The sequence below is a fragment of the Gemmatimonadota bacterium genome (assembly GCA_021295815.1).
Classification (GTDB): domain Bacteria; phylum Gemmatimonadota; class Gemmatimonadetes; order Longimicrobiales; family Gaopeijiaceae; genus JAGWBQ01.
Window position 1 is genome coordinate 38,276 of the sequence record JAGWBQ010000009.1, and the last position, 18,795, is coordinate 57,070.

The following is an 18,795-nucleotide window of genomic DNA, read 5'->3' on the forward strand; positions in this document are numbered from 1 at the left end:
TGCACACGTGCTCATTCCGCGCCCCCCAGCCCTTCGAGCTTCTCGCGCAGCCCCGCGATCTCCTTCCCGAGCTCCTCGAAGCGCCTGCGTTCCTTCTCCACGACCGCAGCCGGCGCCTTCGAGACGAAGCCTGGGTTCGCCAGCCGTCTGCCCGAGCCGGCAAGCCTTCCCTCCACGTCGCCGATCATCCTGGTCAGACGTGCGATCTCCGACTCGATGTCGATGAGCCCGGACAGTGGGATGAAGAGATCGAGGCCGCCCACGACCGCGTGCGCTCCGGCGGCGCGCGCGCCCTGAGCGTTCGGCCTCTCGTCCGTCGAGCCGCGCACGTCCCCAGCGCCCTGCCCGGTAACCGAACCAACCGCCTTCTCCGAGAACGCCACTTTCTCGATTCGAGCGAGCCTCCAGAGCCTTCGCCGGTCGCGACCGAGCATCTCTCCCAACCACTCGGGAGCTCCGCCGACATGGATTTCGACGGGGCTGTGGGCGGGCGCCCCGTACTCGCGCCGCATCCGACGCACGAAGGAGATCACTTCGACAAGGGTTCCCACCCGCGTTTCCGCCTCGAGATCTTCACGGAGATCTTCCACCCCGGGCCAAGCGGCGACCATGAGGTCGGGAGCTCGTTCGTCCCCCTCCCGGGTCGGCAGCCTGGACCACACCTCCGAGGTCACGAAGGGCATGAGGGGGTGGAGCAGGCGGAGCCCCAGGTCGAGAACCGTCGTCAGGGTCGTGCGGGCGGCCTCACGATCAGCGCCGGCTTCACCCTTGAGTCTTTCCTTGACGAGCTCCAGGTACCAGTCGCAGAGCTCCCCCCAGAAGAAGCGGTAGAGGGTTTCCGCAACCTCGTGAAGCCGAAAGCGCTCCAACGAACGTGTGACGGAACGGGTCGCCGCGCCGGTCCGGGAGAGTATCCAACGGTCCTCGTCGCGGAGATGGGTCTCGACCCGACCCCGTCCGAGTATCGGGTCGTCCCCGAGGGCGCCGATCGCGAAACGGCCCGCATTCCAGATCTTGTTCGCGAAGTTGCGACCGCTCGCGAAGGCCGACTCCACGTTCGTGTGGTCGAGGTTGATGTCGGTCCCGACCGCGCACTGGGAGATGAGCGTGTAGCGCATGGCGTCGGCACCGTGGCTCTCGACCACCTCCAGCGGATCGATGCCGTTGCCCAGCGACTTCGACATCTTGCGTCCCAGCGCGTCACGGACGGTGCCGTGGAGGTAGACCTGGCTGAAGGGCGCTTCCCCCTCGAACTCGATCCCCATCATGATCATGCGCGCCACCCAGAAGAAGAGGATTTCCGGGGCCGTGACCATGGTGTGACCTGGGTAGAAGGCCTCAAGGTCGGGATTCCTCTCCGGCCAGCCGAAGACGCTGAAGGGCCAGAGCTGCGAGCTGAACCAGGTGTCGAGCACGTCCGGATCCTGCTCGATATCGGAGGAGCCGCAGGCGGGGCAGCACGAGGGATCCTCCAGCGCGACGATCTCCTCGCCGCAGCCGCAGTACCATACCGGGATGCGGTGTCCCCACCAGAGCTGCCGGGAGATGCACCAGTCGCGGATGTTCTCCATCCAGTGCTCGTAGACCTTGCCCCAGCGCTCGGGGGTGAAGGTCACCTCGCCGTCGCGCCAGGCTCGGAGAGCCGGTTCGGCCAAGGGTTTCATGCGCACGAACCATTGCTTGGAGAGGCGCGGTTCCACCACGGTGTCGCAGCGGTAGCAGTGCGGGACCCCGTGGACGATCTCCTCCCGGCCGCCGACGAGCCCGAGAGCATCGAGTTCATCGAGCACCGCCTTGCGGGCCTCCCCGCTCGCCAGGGCGTGGAAGCGGGAGGGCGCGGCTCCCGAGACCCGACCGTCTTCGTCGAGTACGCTCAGAGATTCCAGCCCTATGCGGCGAGCGATCTCGAAGTCGTTGGGGTCGTGGGCCGGCGTGACCTTCACCATACCTGAACCGAAGTCCGGGTTGACATGTTCGTCGGCCACGAGGGGGATGCTTCGGCCGGTCAGGGGGAGTTCGACCTCCGTCCCGACGAGAGCCGAGTAGCGTTCGTCCTCGGGATGCACGGCGACGCCGGTATCGCCCAGCATGGTCTCGGGACGGGTGGTGGACACGGTGAGATACCAGCGTCCGTCCGGCAGCCTGCCCAGAGAGTCGGCCCCGTCCGCGTGGGCCGCGCTCGCCCTCTCCGACACCCCGGGATCGAGCGGATAGCGCAGGTTCCAGAGCATGCCGGTCACCTCTCGGCTCTCGGCCTCCTCGTTGGAGAGAGCCGTGCGGCAGCGCGAACACCAGTTGATGAGGTACTCGCCCCGGTAGACGAGCCCCTTCGAGTGGAGATGCGCGAAGACGGTCCGCACCGCACGGGAAAGACCGTCGTCGAGCGTGAAGCAGGTGCGGTCCCAGTCGCACGAGGCGCCGATCGCCCGCAGTTGGTCGAGGATGCGCGGACCCGTCTCGCGCACGAAGTCCCAAACCTCCTCCACGAAGCGCTCCCGGCCCAGTCGGTGCCGGTCGATCCCCCGCCTCGCGAGTCGGCGTTCGACCACGTTCTGGGTCGCGATGCCGGCGTGGTCAGTCCCCGGAACCCAGAGAGCCGCGCACCCGCTCATGCGCATCCAACGGACGAGCACGTCCTGAACCGATGCGTTGAGGCCGTGACCCATGTGAAGCACGGCGGTCACGTTCGGGGGCGGGATCACGATTACGTAGGGGTCGGCGCCCTCCTCCAGAACACGACGAGGATCCGCACGGAAATACCCGCCGTCGAGCCATTCCCGGTAGCGGGCGGCCTCAAGGCTCTTCGGGTCGAGACGGGCGGGGATGTCGGGGGGCACGGCCTGGCCTCTTCGGTTGGCGGGGGTGCTGCTACCGTCCTACGCGTCCCGTATCGGCCGCAGCCGCTCGCTCGCGGTCCCGCCGACTCCGGATGGCCTCCTGTCTATCTTCCCAGGAGTCGATCAGCTCCATGCGCACTCCCTGGCGCATGAGCTCGTCCCACTGCCACATCCGCTCGGCGACCTCCTCCCGACGGGCGTTACTGACACCGAAGCCGAACGGCACGGGAACCGCGATATCGCCCAGGTAGATGATGCCGTCGGCGACGCCCCACCGCTTACCCTCCGAATCCGTGTAGGTCCAGTCGGTGAGAGCGGCGTCCCTGGCGGCGTCGGCCGCGAGGGAGTCGTACCACTCGGCTATACGAGCGCCGAGGACGAGACGTTCGCGGGCTTCGACCGGAAGAGCGAGCGCCTCGGAAGCCGTATGCGTCCAGAGTTCGGGAACGGTGAAGCGGGTGCGCAGACGTTCGGCGGCGGAGAGCGGGAGGGTTTCGACTACACTCACGTCCTCCCCCGGCACGCCCTCAAGCTTCGGGAGTTCGAAGACCGGAGCTGGTGTCTCCACCGGCTCGTCGGGGTCCCGTTCGATCCGTACCTCCTCGAAGGGAGCCAGTGCGATCACCTCCATCGCTTCGCTTCCCGTCGCCGGAGGTGCGGCCACCGGCAGCTCGAGGCCGCCGGTCAGGTCGTCCCTTACGTCGGGAAAGATGAGGAAGGCGAGCATATGGACGGCGACCGAGATGGCCAGCCCCACCCATAGCGGACGACGCGAGCGGTCCTTGGATGGGCGGATTTCCGGGGTTGGCTCCATCTCTGCTCGGTTCGTGCCGGTGGTCGGATGCTCCAGGTTGACGAATCAGGCGACCGAAAGCGGACGTTTGGCGGCCATCCGCTTCCGGCGTGCGGAGGGAGAGCTCGACATTGGAATACCATGTATCCGTGGGAAAGTTGCCAGGCTCGGAAGCGCCCTTCGCGGAGGACTGTCCGTCAGCTCGGACGCCAGCTCGCGCGTACCTACCCCCGAGACGCCCTCGAGACGCCTCCCCCATCCACCACGTGATGGTAGAACAAAAGTGGGTCGGAAGGAAGCTCCGCCCGTTCGCCCTCCCACGCGAAACGACCGCGAACGCAGATCGCCACCCGGGTCGCCATCGCCAGGCCCTGAGTCAGGTTGTGGGTGACGAGGACGATGCTGCGGCGACCGTCACGGAGCTCGTCCAGGATTCCTCTGAGCAGCCGGGCCGCACTCGGATCGAGACCGGTGTAAGGTTCGTCGAGAAGGACGATCTCCGGTTCGTGGAGGAGGCAGCGCGCGAGAGCGAGCCGACGCTTCATCCCGTGCGAGAGCTCGGATACGCGAGAGCCGGCGCGGCCCGCGAGTCCGACGCGTTCGAGCTGTTCGGAGACCCGGGCTTCGGTACGCTTCAGTCCGTGGAGGCGTCCGTAGAAACGCAGGTTCTCCTCGGCTGAAAGCTGGCCGTAGAGAAATCCCGAATGGGAGAGCAGTCCCCTGCCGATTGGGGCCCCGCCGCCGTCCGCTCGGGCTCCGTCTCCCAGCGTCACGCGTCCGGATGTGGGACGCGCGGTTCCGGCGAGCATGTGCAGCAGCGAGGACTTGCCTGCGCCGTTAGGGCCGAAGATCGCGAGCACGTCTCCGGCCGCGAGATCGAGATCGATGCCGTCGACGGCCTTGATCGGACCGTAGCGCTTGGTGAGTCCCTCGGCGCGGAGCAGTTCTTTCACCGAGCGACCCGTACGCCACAGTCCGAGCAGAAGCGAGAGTCGACTTCCAGTCGGTGCCCGCAGGTCGAGCAGAATCTGGGGGAGGTCCCGGGGTCCGCCACCGAGGAGCGCCGATATCTCCGCTCAGGTTCGCCTTCGGCATCGTCTATCGCCTGGAGAGCCTCCGCCACCAGCTCCCCGCGAAGCTCTCCGTAGTCAGCGTCGTCGAGTTTGCCTGTGAAGCGGTCCTGTTCGACGTCCCGGAGAGCCAGCAGGGCCACGCGCTTCTTCGCCTCCGCCTCGGAAGGCTCGTCCTTCCCGCGACCCGTCGGCGCCTCTTTCCCGGTGACCAGGGGACTGACGATCGCCCAGATCACCACGCTGGCGATGAGAAAGGCACCGAGGTAGAAGAGAGTCAAGAAGGTTCGTGCGCCGCTCTTTGGAAGTGCACGCTCGGCCAGAGCGCGATGACCGCGCCGAGCGCGAGCACGACGCCGCCCCACCAAATCCATCCGACCAGGGGCTTTACCAGAATCTGGATGTCGGCGCCCTGCCCCTCCGGCTCGTCGCTCAACGGTCCTGCCGGATCGTCGATCGCGGAGAGGATGAGGTAGAGGTCTTCTCGGACCGTGGAGCGAATCCCCACCTCGGTGGTGGGCTGCTCGGCCGTCACGTACAGTCGCTTCTCGCTGGTGAGGACTCCTCCGGGCTTCCCGTCGACCTCGACCGACAGGGTCGCCGTCCACTGCGATCGCAGGTTGCGATCCCCTCGGCCGTCCGCGTAGGAGAGGCCTTCGTAGGTGAGCCTGTAGGTGTCGCCGAACGGTGATGAGACCTCCACCTCGTCGCCGGGGAGCACGTGAGCCCTTTGCTCCACGTTGTACGCGGCGCCGGCGAGAGCGAAGTAGATGAGCACCACGCCCACATGGACTATGTAGCCCCCCCAGCGTCTGCGATCTCGCGTGACCAGTTCGTAAAAGGCCTTGAAATGGCCCTTGCCCCCGATCTTGGCCCGGGCCCGGGTTCCCTTCCAGAACTCCCGCGCGATGACGACCAGAACGAAGGCGCACACCGACCAGGTTACCAGCGCAAGTTCGTGCCGCGCGCCCAGTATCCAGAGGACGAGAGCGACGGCTAGGCCGATCCCCAGCGGCAGGGTGAAGTTGCGTTGCAGGTTGCGCTTGCTCGCCCGTCTCCAGGCTATGACCGGCCCGATCCCGGCCAGCGCGAGCAGAATTATCCCTATGGGGACGTTCACCCGGTTGAAGAAGGGCGGTCCCACGCTTACCGCGTCACCGGTGATCCCCTCCGACACGAGCGGAAACATGGTCCCCCACATCACCGCGAACGCGGCCCCCAACAGGATGAGGTTGTTGAAGAGAAAGGCGGACTCGCGCGAGAGGAAGGAGCCCACCTCGTTCTCGCTTCTAAGCTCTCCGCGGCGCCACACGATGAGCGCGGCGCAGACCGCGAGCACAAGGAGCATGAAGCCGAGGAAGATATACGCGATGCGTAGCTCCTGCGCGAAGGCGTGCACGGACTCGATGAGCCCCGAGCGGGTGAGGAAGGTCGCGAAGATGGTGAGGAGGAACGTGACGAGAAGGAGAGACATGTTCCACAGCTTCAACATGCCCCGCCGCTCCTGAATCTGAATCGAATGGAGAAACGCCGTAGCGGTAAGCCAGGGAAGCAGCGAGGCGTTCTCGACCGGATCCCAGAACCAGTAGCCGCCCCAGCCCAGCTCCTCGTAGGCCCAGCGCATACCCATGATGATCCCGACCGAGAGGAAGAGCCACGATACCAGGATCCAGCGGCGCGTGAGCCGGATCCAGCGCGAGTCGAGATGGCCGCCGAGCAGGGCGGCCATGCCGAATGCGAACGGTATCGTGAACGAGGTGAACCCGATATACAGCATGGGCGGATGAATGGTCATCCAGTAATTCTGAAGCTGCGGATTCAGCCCCCTGCCGTCGGCCGGCGCGAAAGGCAGTTTCTCGAACGGGTTGACGTCGGCGAAGAGCAGCACGACTACGAAGAAGAGGATTACGGAACTCAGAGTGGCCGCCACATAGGGCATGAACTCGCGGTTGCGCTTCCGGTTGAGGAAGATGCAGAGCGACGAGAACGCGGTGAGCAGGAGCGCCCAGAAGAGGAGAGAACCGCGCTGGCCGGCCCAGAGACCGGTGGCCTTGTAGAAGATGTCCAGGGAGGCGTTCGAGTAGTTGGAGACGTACCAGTACTCGAATCGGTCTCCCAGAAAGGCCGCGACTATGCCGGCCGAAGCCAGCGCGATCAGCAGGAAGAGAACGTGGACGGTGTTCTCGGCGCTGAGAACCAGGTCGCCTTCCGAACGCCGCGCACCGAGAAAGCCGACGACCGCCCCATAGGCGGCGATGGGGAGGGCGGCCCACAGGGCGAGCTCGCCCAGGAGCGTCACTGGTAGTTCGCCTCCCGCTTGGCCTCCGTTCCCATCAGTTCCTCGGGCGCCGCCTCGAAGCGGCTGCCGCACTTGGTTAGCAGGGTGCCCGCCTCGAAGGTGCCGTCGTCGCGCAGGTATCCCTCGACCACCACCTCCGCCTCGTCGGAGAAGGTGTCGGGCACGGCGTCTCGGTACTCCACCTCGAAGGTCGCGCTCGGGTCGGCGAGGTCGGCCACCAGGAACTGGTGGAGGAGTTCGCCCTCGGCTCTCCGGTAGCTGCCCGGAACGACCTTGCCGCCCACCTTGACCGCAGACCCTCGGAAGGACGGATCGTCGGCGATCCGCTCGGCGAGCTCGACGGGGGTCATGTAATAGACCATCGTGTCGCTGATACCGGTCCAGCCCAGGTAGACGACTACGGCCCCGACCCCGACCAGGGCGATCAAGAAGCGCTTGTTGGCCATCCGGCGTGTCCTGCGGTTAGGTTGAGAGTGCGGTCCTAAAGTAACCGGATCAGGGGATCGGCGGCAACCCGCTCCGCGCATGCCGCGCCGGACCGAAAGATCTCGATCAGCGGTGTTCCACTGCCTTGGCGGACGAAGAACAGGTCGGGTGTGTAGACGTGCGCACCGCGTTCGTCATAACGCCGGTCCGCGGAACCTCGCATGACGTCCCCGTCGGATCGAGTCGCCGCTCTCGCCGACCGCGAACTGGAGATCGGCGCACCCCCTCTCCGCCTGTCCGCTATCTTACCGCGATGCGTTTACCTCCGTTGGCCCTCCCTCTCTTCGCCCTCGCTCTCTCCTCTTCGGCCGTCGCCGCCCAGGACGGCGAGGTGCAGGGCCGGGTCCGGGATCAGGACGGCGCCGCCGTCTTCGCCGCGAGCGTGCTGGTGCTCGAGGACAGCGTCGTCATCCGCGGCACCGACACCGACCGTCTCGGCGCATTCCGCATCGGTTCGCTCGCTCCGGGCGTCTACCGGATCGAGGTGCGCGCGCTCGGATACGCGATCCTCTCCCGCGAGATCACCGTGTCGGCGGGTCCGGCGCCGCCTGTTGAACTCACCATCGAGGTGCAGCCGATCCTGCTCGAGGGTCTGTCCGTGGAGGCGGATCGGGCCCGCGCCCGGGTCAGATTCGAGGAAATGCCCGGGGTCACCGAGCGCGAGATCTCCGCCGAGGAAATCAAGATGGTTCCCACCATCATCGAGTCCGACCCTCTTCGCGCGATAGAGGTCCTGCCCGGAGTCATCTCGACCTCCGACCTCTCCTCCTCCTACAACGTCCGCGGAGGATCGGCGGATCAGAACCTGATCCTCCTGGACGGCACTCCGCTCTTCAGCCCCTTCCATCTCGGCGGCTTCTTTTCGGTGTTCAACGCCGACATGGTCCAGCGGGCCGAGCTGCGCTCCGGCGGATTCCAGTCCAAGCACGGAGGCAGGGTGTCGTCGGTGCTCGAGATCGAGACCGATCCGGGTGACGGCGATTTCTCGGTGGACGCCGGGATTTCCGCCCTCGCCACCCGCGTCGCGGTCGGCGCCCGCGCCCCCAAGCGGATCTCCAATGCTCTCGGGCTGACCGAATCCCGGTGGAGGGTGTCGGGAAGGCGTTCCTACTTCGACCTTTTCACATCCGCCCCTTACAATCTGACCGACTACCAGCTCATCGGGGAAAATTGGACCGCCGGCGGGGACCGCATTACCCTGACCGCCTACACCGGCGGCGACGACATCGACCTGAGCGAACTCGAATCCGACGACGTCAGGGTCGCTTGGAAATGGGGCAACGATGCCTTGGGCCTGCGCTGGACGCACCCGCGGGCGGGAGGAGGATCGCTCGACGTGCTGGCCAATTGGAGCACCTATGGTGGCTCGCTGGAGTTTATCGACTTCGCGGGCACCAGGTTCAATTCCCGCATCTCGCAGTTGCAGGCCCGGGTCGATTTCGCCGAACGACCCACTCCCGGGCTGGGATTCGATCTGGGCGCATCTCTCGAACGGCTCGACTACGAGAACCTCCTGCTCTTCGGCGGGAGCGACTTCGGCGGCTTCGGGAACGGCAGGGGCGACGGCGCCATGATGGGAACCTACGGTCAGTTCAGATGGTTCTCGCCCGGGCGACTCGTGGTGGAGGCCGGTGCGCGCCTCGACACCTGGATGCCTTCGGAGGGAGAGGCCGTGGTCGTTCCCGCTCCCAGACTCGCCGTCAAGACCTTTTTCGGTAGGGACGTGGCCGTCAAGGCAGCCGTGGGACGATACGCCCAGTTCGTCCACTCGCTCCGAGACGAGGAGCTGCCGATCGCCCTGGATACCTGGCTGGTGACGGGTCCGGGAGTCCCCCATGTCGTCTCGGACCAGGTGCAGCTGGGAGCGGAAGGATACGTCGGAGACGACTGGTACTGGTCGGCGGAGGCCTTTCTGCGCACCTTCGACGGCGTGGTCGCGGTCAACTACTCCGAAGACACCAACGACCCCCTCGACGACGCCGTGCCCGGACGCGGACTCTCCTACGGAGCCGACTTCCTGCTGAGGAGAGAGGCGGGCAACCTTACCGGATGGCTGACCGTCTCGCTGCTCAAGGCCGAACGCGTTCTGCCCGACTGGGTGTCGCCCCTTCCCGATCCTCCCGAGGTGACCTACCCGCCCATTTTCGACCGGCGGGTCGAAGTGGATCTAGTCCTGCAGTACGATCTGGGATTGGGGCTCGATTCCGGATTCCGCTGGAAATACGGCACCGGCCTCCCTTACACGCGTCCGTCCGGCAGCTTCCGGTATCTAGGCCCCTCCCACGTTCGTCTGGGCGGACTTCTCGCCTGGGAGGACCCGCCCTACGCCGTTCAACTGGGCGATCGCAACGGCGCGCGCTACCCGGCCTACCATCGGCTCGACCTCAGCGTGCGGAGAGACTTCAACCCGACCTGGGGACGGCTGACGCCCTACCTCAGCCTGGTCAACCTCTACGACCGCCGCAACGTTCTCTTCTACCTCTACGACTTCGAGGAGGACCCCCCGCAGAGGAGCGGCTTCTCCATGTTCCCCATTCTGCCCACGGCAGGGCTGGAGATCCACTTCCGATGACTCCCGCACCCCGTACGAACACTGGCAGCGCGTGGCGAAATTCGCACGAGCGGCTAAGCGCCGCGACGGCAAGGCACGATGAAGGACGATTGGCAACACCGAGCGCAGCGTCCAGCGCGGATGACGCGGCGCGCCGCCATGGGAGGCCCTGTCCACTCGCTGCCAGGGGCGGCCGACGGCTGGGGGCGGCTGTTCTCGGTCTTGCTCTGCTCATCCAGGGCTGCGAACTCGTCGAGACCGCCACGGCGGTGCTCGAAGACGTGATCATCGCCGAGGTCTACGTCCACGTCGGGCAGCCGAAAGCGGGCAGAACCATGGCCTACGCCTTCCTGCACCGCACGGTGGTCGGCTCGCTCTCGCGTCCGGTCCCAGGCGCCGCGGTCGTGCTCACGCTCGAAGACGGGGAGCGCTTCACGCTGGAGGAACGAGAGGCAGCCGCCTGCTACAGCCCGAGCACCAGGACCGGCGAAGGGAACGAGGAAGTGGTCGGAGAACCCGAGTTCGGTACCTGCTACTATCTGGAGACAGGTGCGGGGACGTTCTTGCCGGGCGCTGCGGTAACTCTCGACATCGCTCTTCCGGACGGCGGCGGACTTGCGGGTCTGACCACCATCCCGGAGGATTTCCGGATTCTGATACCCTCTTCACCGGCGTGTCTGTTGGAGCCCCGTACCGTTCTTGAGACGGTGTGGACGAAGTCAGGGGGCGCCCGCGCCTACGTCAACGAGTCCCTCGTCTACGGAGTAGGCGACGCGATCGACTTCGACGGATTCCGCGCCGACGACGCCGTCGAACTCATCGGCGTGACCGCCAGCGAAGCCGACACCGCAGTTCTCTTTCCCGACGAGTACGGGGCTTTTTCCCGCTTCGATCTTCCGGTTCAGATTTCGCGGGCGCTGACCGGCGGCCTGCCTCCGGACACCGAGGCGGTCGTCACCATCACCTCCGTGGATCTCAACTACGTCAATTGGGCCAGGCGAGGAGGATTCAACCCGTCCGGGCTCATACGCCGTCCCAGCGTCGGGGGCGACGGCACCGGGGTCTTCGGCTCCTCGGTGACCCACAGCTTCCGGATCGTGGCCGGAGAAGCGAGCGGCGGAATTCCGAGTTGCTCGGGTTAGGGTCTGCCCGCCTCTCTCGCGCACTCCACCGCCCAGGCCGCAGCCTCCGCCGGCTCCGAGAAGTTCGGCAGCCCCAGGTGTGTGGGCGGTTCGAGCAAAGTTCCGACCTCGATTCCGCGAGCCCGGGCCAGGGCGATCTCGGAGAGGGTGCCCCAAGAGCCGCCGACCGCGAGGACCACATGGCCCGCTCCGGCGACGAGGGCGTTGCGAGCGTGGCCGAGACCGCTGGCAAGTGGGATAGTTATCCACGGATTGGCCGCTGCGGTCTCTTCTCCCGGAAGGATCCCCACCGAGGCGCCGCCCGCATCGGCGGCCCCCCGGGCTGCGCCCTCCATGACTCCTCCCCGCCCCCCGCACACCACGACGGCTCCCGCAAGAGCCAGCTCGCGCCCGAGCGTTCGGGCCGTCTCGTACTCGAGCTCGGTGGCGTCGCCGGCACCGATCACCGCGACGCGAATGGGTCGTTTCGGCAGCTTTCTCATCCGTCTCGGGCCCAGGTCAGAGCGGCATTGACGGCCCGCCGCCACTCTCGCCGTTCAGATTCCCGTGAGGCCGCAGCAGCGGTCGGCCGGAAGAGGTCGGTTCCGGCGGAAGCGGATTCGACGGCGTTGACGAAGTCGGTGGAGTCGCTCCACAGTCCGGCCGAGACCCCGGCCAGCCCGGCCGCGCCGAGCGCGGTACTCTCCACGTTGGCGGGGCGCCTGACCGGGACGGCCAGCAGGTCGGCCTGAAACTGCATGAGCCAGGAGTTCACCGCAGCACCGCCGTCCACTCGCAGCTCGTCGAGCTGAATCTCGCCTCCGGCGGTCATCGCGTCCAGGACGTCCGCGCTGCCGTGCGCCATCGCCTCCAAGGCGGCCCGGGCGAGGTGCGCCGGTTTGGTCCCCCGGCTCAGCCCGAGGATGGTTCCGCGCGCGTCGGGTTCCCAGTGCGGCGCCCCCAGGCCGGTGAACGCGGGCACGAAGCGGACCCCGCCGTTGTCGGGCAATGCGCTCGCCATGGCCTCGGTGTCGCCGGCGGAATCGATGAGGCCCAAGGCGTCTCGGAGCCACTGAACGGCAGCTCCCGCCACGAGAACGGACCCTTCCAGCGCGTAGGCTTTCTCGCCTCTCGGACCGCAAGCCGCCGTCGCCAGCAGCCCGGGGGGCGGTTTGGGGACCGTCCTCCCGGTATGAAGGAGGAGGAAGGCGCCGGTCCCGTAGGTGTTCTTGGCCAGCCCCGCACGGGTGCAGCCCTGGCCGAACAAAGCCGCCTGCTGGTCTCCGGCTACGCCGCCGATGGGCAGAGAGGCACCGAGGTGGCGGGCGGCGGTCGTGCCGAAAGCCGGATCCGACCCTGCGCTCGGCCTGATCTCCGGCAACAGCTCCAGCGGCACCGCGAGCAGATCGGCCAGACACGGATCCCAATCGCGGTCCGTCAGCCCGTAGAGCATGGTGCGCGAGGCGTTGGTGGGATCGGTCGCGTGGACCTCTCCATCGGTCAGGCGCGCGATCAGCCACGTGTCCATGGTTCCGGCGGCAAGATCCCCGGACTCGGCCCGGCGGCGCAGACGCCCGTCTCCGGAGTTCAGCAACCAGGCGATCTTGGTCGCCGAAAAGTACGGATCGAGAAGAAGGCCGGTCCGCTCCCGAACGGCCTCTTCGCATCCCTCGGCCCGGAGCCTTGCGCAGACGTCCGCAGTGCGTCGATCCTGCCAGACGACGGCGGGCGCGACCGGCTTCAGACTCTCGCGCTCCCAAAGCGCCACCGTTTCCCGCTGATTGGTTATCCCCACCGAGCGCACCTCCACATCTCTCGCGGCGGCGAGGGCCTCGCGCGCCGTCCGCAGAGCGGTCAGCCAGATCTCCTCGGGATCGTGCTCGACCCAGCCCGGCCGTGGAAAGCTCTGGGTGAATTCGGAGTAGGCCCGGCCCGCCACTCGCCCGCTCCGCTCGACCACCAGACATGTGACCCCGGTCGTTCCCTCGTCGATGGCAAGAACCGCAGGAGCTCTCATCGTTCCGACCGCCGGGCCTGCGCACGTACCAGCGCCGTGAAGTCGTAGCGCCACCCCAACCTCTCCAGGAGCGAGAGCAAGGCGGCGACCGGAAGACCCATGACCGAGTAGAAGTCGCCCTCGATACGCTCCACCACCGCCGCCCCCAATTTCTGCACGCCGTAGGCTCCGGCCTTGTCCATCGGCTCCCGGGTGGCGACGTATTCGCGGGCGAACCTCCGGTCGAAGGCTCTGAATCTGACCACCGAGCTCACCGTCGTCGACGCCGCAAGGAGCCTGTCGCCGTCGGCTTCGAAGACCGCAACCGCAGTAAGCACCTCGTGGCTCCCGCCGGCCAAAGCGCTCAGCATGTCCACGGCTTCCTCCGAGCTCGCCGGCTTGCCCAGGATGCGACCGCAGTGGACCACCGCGGTGTCTCCGCCGATCACGAGCAGGGGGCGACCCTTTGCACCCGTTTCGCCCGCTGAGGTCGACTCGCACCCCGCCACGAAGCTCGCCTTGGCCCGGGCGAGACGCTCAACGTACCGACCTGGCTCCTCTCCATCCTTGATCGACTCGTCCACCCCGGCCGGGCGAACCTCGAAGGCGACCCCGAGCTGGCTGAGGATGTCGGCACGGCGCGGCGACGCCGACGCAAGCACGATACGCGGACCGGCGTCCTCCCCGCTCATCGGATCCGGGCCCCCGTTGCGCCCCAGCTTCTCATCGTTCGAGCCAGAGCGTGACCGGACCCGCGTTCACCGACTCCACCAGCATATATGCGCCGAAACGCCCGGTCTCAACGCGCCCGCCCGCCCGCTCGCGCAAAGCCTCGACGAAATCCTCGTAGAGCGCCTCGGCCTTCGTGGGCGCAAGCGCCTTGACGAAGCTGGGCCGCCTGCCCTTGGCGACGTCGCCGTAAAGGGTGAACTGGCTGACCACCAGCAGTCCGCCCCCCACCTCGTTCAACGACCGGTTCATCCTTCCGCGCTCGTCGGGGAAGACCCGCAGGCCGACCACCTTGTCGGCCATCCATTCCAAGTCGACCTGGGGGTCCTTGCCACCGCCCGCGCCTCCGAAACCGACTAAAAGCAGGAGTCCCGGACCGACGGCTCCCACGACCTTCCCGTTCACGGTGACGGAGGCGGAATCCACCCGCTGAAGGAGGACCCTCACGGTTGAATCGGGCTCATGTCGGAAGCTCCTCCCCTCGAATCAGGTCGTCGAGCGTCTCACGCCGGCGGACGATCCTCGCGGCGCCGCGCTCGACCATGACTTCGGCCGGCCTGGGTCTTCCGTTGTAGTTGGAGGCCATGGTGAACCCGTAGGCACCGGCGGTACGCACCGCAAGCAGTTCGCCTTCCGCAGGCAGCCGGGGGAGCCTTCGGTCCCGAGCCAGAAAGTCGCCGCTCTCGCACACCGGACCGACCACGTCGACGGCTTCGCGGCTCCGGCCCCCCGGGTCCGGCGCGGACTCGTTCCTCGCCTTCCCACCCGTGCCGACGCCGTTCACGGCTTCGGCGTCGCCTGCGATTTCGATCGCATGGAAGCCCCCGTAGTGGCTAGGTCGGAGCAGCTCGCTCATCCCGCCGTCCACGATCACGAAGGTCTTGCCGGCGGTACGCTTCACATACTCGACTCGCGTGAGCAGCACACCCGCCTCGCCGACGATCGCCCGTCCCGGCTCCAGGATAAGGCGGAGACCGAGTCCGACCACCCGAGGCACGACCTCTTCGGCGAGCGCGCGGAAATCGAGCCGTTCCCCACCGTCGTAGCCGATTCCGAATCCGCCGCCGATGTCGAGATACTCCAGGGGAAAGCCCGCCGCCATGAGTTGCTCCGCAAGCCCGGCCACCCGCTCCAGCGCCTCGGCGTACGGCGCGGTCTCGACGATCTGAGAGCCGATGTGCATCGCCAATCCTCGGGGAGCCAGCGCATCCCGTTCCGCCGCCCACTCGAAGAGCCCTACCACTTCCCGCCAGGGAACTCCGAACTTGTCCGCCGCCCGGCCCGTGCGCGTGAACTCGTGGGGAGTCGCCGCATCGACATCCGGATTCACCCTCACGCCGACACGGGCGCGCACTCCCTCCGTTCGGGCCACGCGCTCGATCCGGCGGAGTTCGGAAGCGCTCTCGACGTTGAACGCGCAAATCCCGGTCGCGAGCCCCGCACGGATCTCGGCCTCGCTCTTGCCTACCCCGGCGAAGACGATCCTGCTCGGTTCGACGCCGGCCTTGAGCGCCCTGTGCAGTTCGCCCGCACTGGTCACGTCGGCACCGCATCCGAGCGCGGCCAACCTGTGCAGTATCGTGAGATTACCATTGGCCTTCACCGAGTAGGCGAGCAGGGTACCCTCGGCGGCGAACGCCTCCAGAAATCCGCGAGCCAGCTCCTCGACGAGGGCTACGTCGTAGACGTACAGAGGCGTGCCGTACCGCTCCGCGAGCTCGGGCGCGCCAACTCCGCCGATGCTCAGCACGCTCTTGCTTCCCGCAGGCCCCAATCCGTGTCCACAGGCCGCCCGGTCGTCAGTAAGCCCTCGCCCACGCCACCTCGTGGGCCGCTTCGCTCTTCTGGGAAACGCACTTCGAGGGGGTTTCGGAGGAAGCGAAATCGGGATCCGGGATGGCCCGGATGGTGGCCATGGTCCGATCCTTGACCTCCCGCTCGACCTCGGGATCCCCGCTCCAGCCGGTGTACACGAAACCCGCGCCACCGTCGAGGGCCTCCGCAAGCTCGTTGATCGAATTCACCCCTCGCACCGATGCCGCCTCCCGCCGCGCGTGTGCCGCGTTCAGGAGACCGGCCTGGATGGAGTCGAGTCGCGCCGGCACCTGAGCGAGCAACTCCTCCTCGGGCGCGAACTCCCTCCTAGGCCCGTCACCCCTTACCCTGGGCGCGAGTGCGAGCTGCCCCTTCTCCACGTCTCTGGGTCCGATTTCGATCCTCAACGGCACGCCCTTCCTCTCCCATTCGAAGTACTTGGCCCCCGGCGAGAGATGCGCACGGGCGTCGATCTTAGCCCGCACTCCTTCGGCGCGCAGCCGGGCGAGAGCCCTCTCGGCGCCCTCCATGACCAGGGACGAGCGCTTGCCCTTCGGAATGGGAACGATGACCACCTGAACCGGTGAGAGCCTGGGCGGAAGCACGAGCCCCGAGTCGTCGCCATGAGTCATCACCAGGCCGCCGATCAGCCGAGTGGAGACGCCCCATGAGGTGTTCCATGCGTATTCCTCCTCGCCCGCCTCGGTCTGGAATTTGAGGTTGAACTGGCGAGCGAAGTTCTGTCCCAGAAAGTGCGAAGTCCCCGCCTGGAGCGCCTTGGCGTCGGCCATGAGCGCCTCGCAGGCATAGCTTCGCACCGCACCCGCGAATTTCTCAGAGTCGCTCTTGAGCCCCGTGATCGGGGGCATGGCCATCCACTCTTCCATGAAGGTCCGGTAGAGGCCCAGGATGAGCCGAGCCTCGCTGTCGGCCTCTTCGGCGCTGGCGTGGGCGGTGTGGCCCTCCTGCCAGAGGAACTCGGCCGTGCGCAGGAACAGCCGCGTGCGCATCTCCCAGCGCATGACGTTGCACCACTGGTTGAGAAGGATAGGGAGATCGCGGTAGCTCTGCACCCACTTGGCGTACATCGCGTAGATGATGGTTTCGGAGGTGGGCCGCACCACGTAGGGCTCGTCTAGCTCCTTGCCGCCAGCCTTCGTCACGATGGCGAGCTCGGGCGCGAATCCCTCCACGTGCTCCTTCTCCCGCTCGATGAAGCTGAGTGGGATGAGGAGGGGGAAGTAGGCGTTTTCGTGACCCGTCTCCTTGAACATCGCATCCAGGCCGGCCTGCATGTTCTCCCAGATGGCGTATCCCCACGGGCGGATCACCATGCTGCCGCGAACGGGCGAGTAGTCGGCGAGCTCGGCGCGTTGGACTACCTCGTTGTACCAGGCGGAGAAGTCGGTGGCCTGGGACGTGAGCTTGCGGTCGTCGGACATGAGTTTGGGTGGATCCTGGTGTGGGGAAGACGGAAGAAGGTTCGGCTCGGCGAAGGTGAACGGCGGGCTACCCCCGAACCCCGTATTCGTAACCTCGGCCGGTCCGGCGGCCCGCGAACGGAAGCTCCCTCGGAAGCCTGCGGACCAGATCGTCCGCGGAGCGCTCAGCCCCGGCGAACGCGCTCACTCAGAATCTCCGGATCGTCCGCGAATTCCGCCACCTCGAGCAGCGGGAGCGACGCCTCTTCCCTCGACCTCAGATCGCGCAGCCTGACCGTGCCCGCTTCCAACTCGGCCGGGCCGATCGAGACCGCCATGCGGGCGCCCGCTCGCTGAGCCGCCTTCATTTGCTTGGCGGGCGACAGATCCCGAAGCGCATAGGAGACGCTGCAACCTCGTGAACGCAGAAGGGCAGCGGCGGCAAGGGCCGCTTCACGAGTCGCGCTCCAGCGGTCGGCTTTCCCGGAATCGGGGATGACGATCAGGGCGAAATCGGTTCCCGCTTCGCCGCCACCGTCGAGTCCGCGGTCCGCAAGCAGCTCCCGAAGCACCACGTCTCCCATACCGAATCCGACCGCCGGAAGCGGCTCTCCGCCCACGAGCTCCAGCAGCCGGTCGTAACGTCCGCCCCCGCAGATGGCGCGGAGCTCTCCCTTGACGTCGAAGAGCTCGAAGACGATCCCGGTGTAGTAGTCGAGGCCGCGCACGATGGACAGGTCAACGGTGACGAAGCGGGCGAGCCCCAGCGAGCGCAGCCGGCCAAGACACTCGTCCAGGGTCGCGAGTGCGGTCGCCGGACCCTCGGTGTCGTCGCCCCCTCCGTGCCGTTCCAAGAAATCTTCGACCGCACGGAGGGCGTCGGGGCTCCCCAGCAGCTCGACGAGCTCCCGGGCCTCGTCCGGTGCGAGACCGGTCTCCTCCACGAGATCGCGGAGCGAGTCCGCGCGGGGCCGTCGGGCCAGCTTGTCGATCACGGCCATGGCCTTCCATCGGGCCCCATCCACGACCCCGAACGCAGTCAGCACCGCGGTCAGAAGCTGGCGATGCGAGAGCCGGACCGTGAAATCCACCTCGGTCAGACCCAGCTCGCACAGCCCCTCGACGGCGACCGCGATCACCTCGGCGTCCGCGCCCGCGCCGGGCTCGCCCACTATGTCCACGTTCCATTGGTAGTGCTCGCGCAGCCGGCCCCGTTGCTGGCGTTCGTAGCGGAAGAGTTGCGGAATGGAGAACCAGCGGATGGGTTTGGGCAGGGCCCGCGATCGCTCCGCCAGGATGCGAGCGAGCGAGGGGGTCATCTCCGGTCTGAGCGTGACGTCGCGTCCGCCCTTGTCCTTGAAGGTGTAGAGCTGGCTTACGATCTCGGGACCGCTCTTCTCCACGTAGAGGTCGAGCGACTCGAGTGGGGGGCCGTCGTACTCGGAGAGCGCGTAGCGACCCGCGACCGCTCGCCAGGCCGAAAAGATCTTCTCTCTGCGAGCGAGCGCATCGGGCGGGAAATCCCGGAATCCCTTGAGGCGGGGGAATGCTTGACGGGCCATGCGAGAAATGGGGAGGCGGTGCGGGCTCTCGCGAGCTGGGGCGGACGGGTTCCGCGAGCCCTACCCGCTACCGGGCGGGCGGGTTCGGTGAGCGACGACGGTCGCATCCGAAAGC

The 18,795-nt window shown here is 67.0% G+C and carries 16 protein-coding genes; 2 read left to right on the plus strand and 14 right to left on the minus strand.

Translation table 11 applies throughout. The annotated features are described in order from the left end of the window. Nucleotides 1-11: 11 nt before the first annotated feature. The 7 genes from J4G12_05370 to J4G12_05400 all read right to left on the minus strand — a co-directional run bounded on the left by J4G12_05370 (nucleotide 12) and on the right by J4G12_05400 (nucleotide 7,648). On the minus strand, nucleotides 12-2,837 hold the full coding sequence (locus J4G12_05370) for a valine--tRNA ligase (GenBank protein ID MCE2455234.1): 2,826 nt from the start codon (nucleotides 2,835-2,837) through the stop codon (nucleotides 12-14). A 31-nt stretch (nucleotides 2,838-2,868) separates the two neighbouring features. Next, complete coding sequence (locus J4G12_05375; GenBank protein ID MCE2455235.1) at nucleotides 2,869-3,651, minus strand: hypothetical protein; 783 nt, start codon at nucleotides 3,649-3,651, stop codon at nucleotides 2,869-2,871. Nucleotides 3,652-3,854: 203 nt separating this feature from the next. Beyond that, nucleotides 3,855-4,583, minus strand: coding sequence for a heme ABC exporter ATP-binding protein CcmA (gene ccmA, locus J4G12_05380; protein ID MCE2455236.1), 729 nt, complete (start codon nucleotides 4,581-4,583; stop codon nucleotides 3,855-3,857). Continuing rightward, on the minus strand, nucleotides 4,580-4,981 hold the full coding sequence (locus J4G12_05385) for a hypothetical protein (GenBank protein MCE2455237.1): 402 nt from the start codon (nucleotides 4,979-4,981) through the stop codon (nucleotides 4,580-4,582). The genes ccmA and J4G12_05385 overlap by 4 nt, the downstream gene beginning before the upstream one ends. Beyond that, the gene (locus J4G12_05390) at nucleotides 4,978-6,999 is read right to left on the minus strand and encodes a heme lyase CcmF/NrfE family subunit (GenBank protein MCE2455238.1); all 2,022 of its coding nucleotides are present in this window, start codon (nucleotides 6,997-6,999) and stop codon (nucleotides 4,978-4,980) included. The genes J4G12_05385 and J4G12_05390 overlap by 4 nt, the downstream gene beginning before the upstream one ends. Next, a complete protein-coding gene (locus J4G12_05395) occupies nucleotides 6,996-7,445 on the minus strand; it encodes a cytochrome c maturation protein CcmE (GenBank protein ID MCE2455239.1) in 450 nt (149 codons plus the stop codon). Before J4G12_05395 ends, J4G12_05390 begins: the two co-directional genes overlap by 4 nt. A 35-nt stretch (nucleotides 7,446-7,480) precedes the next feature. Continuing rightward, complete coding sequence (locus tag J4G12_05400; GenBank protein MCE2455240.1) at nucleotides 7,481-7,648, minus strand: hypothetical protein; 168 nt, start codon at nucleotides 7,646-7,648, stop codon at nucleotides 7,481-7,483. Nucleotides 7,649-7,738: 90 nt separating this feature from the next. Here J4G12_05400 and J4G12_05405 point away from each other — a divergent pair, with 90 nt between their 5' ends. Beyond that, nucleotides 7,739-10,057 (plus strand): TonB-dependent receptor, encoded by a 2,319-nt coding sequence (locus J4G12_05405; protein MCE2455241.1) that lies wholly within the window; start codon nucleotides 7,739-7,741, stop codon nucleotides 10,055-10,057. 89 nt (nucleotides 10,058-10,146) lie between these two features. Continuing rightward, nucleotides 10,147-11,178 (plus strand): hypothetical protein, encoded by a 1,032-nt coding sequence (locus J4G12_05410; GenBank protein ID MCE2455242.1) that lies wholly within the window; start codon nucleotides 10,147-10,149, stop codon nucleotides 11,176-11,178. Here the strand turns inward: J4G12_05410 and J4G12_05415 are convergent. From J4G12_05415 to J4G12_05445, 7 genes are all read right to left on the minus strand, one after another. Beyond that, entirely contained in the window at nucleotides 11,175-11,660 is a 486-nt protein-coding gene (locus J4G12_05415; protein MCE2455243.1) for a TIGR00725 family protein, read from the minus strand. The two genes, J4G12_05410 and J4G12_05415, sit on opposite strands and share 4 nt — an antisense overlap. Continuing rightward, nucleotides 11,657-13,174 carry a glycerol kinase GlpK gene (gene glpK, locus J4G12_05420; GenBank protein MCE2455244.1) on the minus strand — a complete coding sequence of 506 codons (1,518 nt, stop codon included), beginning with the start codon at nucleotides 13,172-13,174 and terminating at the stop codon, nucleotides 11,657-11,659. The genes J4G12_05415 and glpK overlap by 4 nt, the downstream gene beginning before the upstream one ends. Continuing rightward, a complete protein-coding gene (gene maf / locus J4G12_05425; protein MCE2455245.1) occupies nucleotides 13,171-13,845 on the minus strand; it encodes a septum formation protein Maf in 675 nt (224 codons plus the stop codon). Before maf ends, glpK begins: the two co-directional genes overlap by 4 nt. Before the next feature lie 31 nt (nucleotides 13,846-13,876). Next, nucleotides 13,877-14,329: a D-tyrosyl-tRNA(Tyr) deacylase gene (dtd, locus tag J4G12_05430; protein MCE2455246.1), complete on the minus strand. Its 453-nt coding sequence runs from the start codon at nucleotides 14,327-14,329 to the stop codon at nucleotides 13,877-13,879. Nucleotides 14,330-14,342: 13 nt separating this feature from the next. Beyond that, nucleotides 14,343-15,656, minus strand: coding sequence for a diaminopimelate decarboxylase (lysA, locus tag J4G12_05435; GenBank protein ID MCE2455247.1), 1,314 nt, complete (start codon nucleotides 15,654-15,656; stop codon nucleotides 14,343-14,345). A 25-nt stretch (nucleotides 15,657-15,681) separates the two neighbouring features. Continuing rightward, nucleotides 15,682-17,139, minus strand: coding sequence for a proline--tRNA ligase (proS, locus tag J4G12_05440; protein ID MCE2455248.1), 1,458 nt, complete (start codon nucleotides 17,137-17,139; stop codon nucleotides 15,682-15,684). A 164-nt stretch (nucleotides 17,140-17,303) separates the two neighbouring features. Next, on the minus strand, nucleotides 17,304-18,680 hold the full coding sequence (locus J4G12_05445) for a histidine--tRNA ligase (GenBank protein ID MCE2455249.1): 1,377 nt from the start codon (nucleotides 18,678-18,680) through the stop codon (nucleotides 17,304-17,306). Between the last annotated feature and the right edge of the window lie 115 nt (nucleotides 18,681-18,795).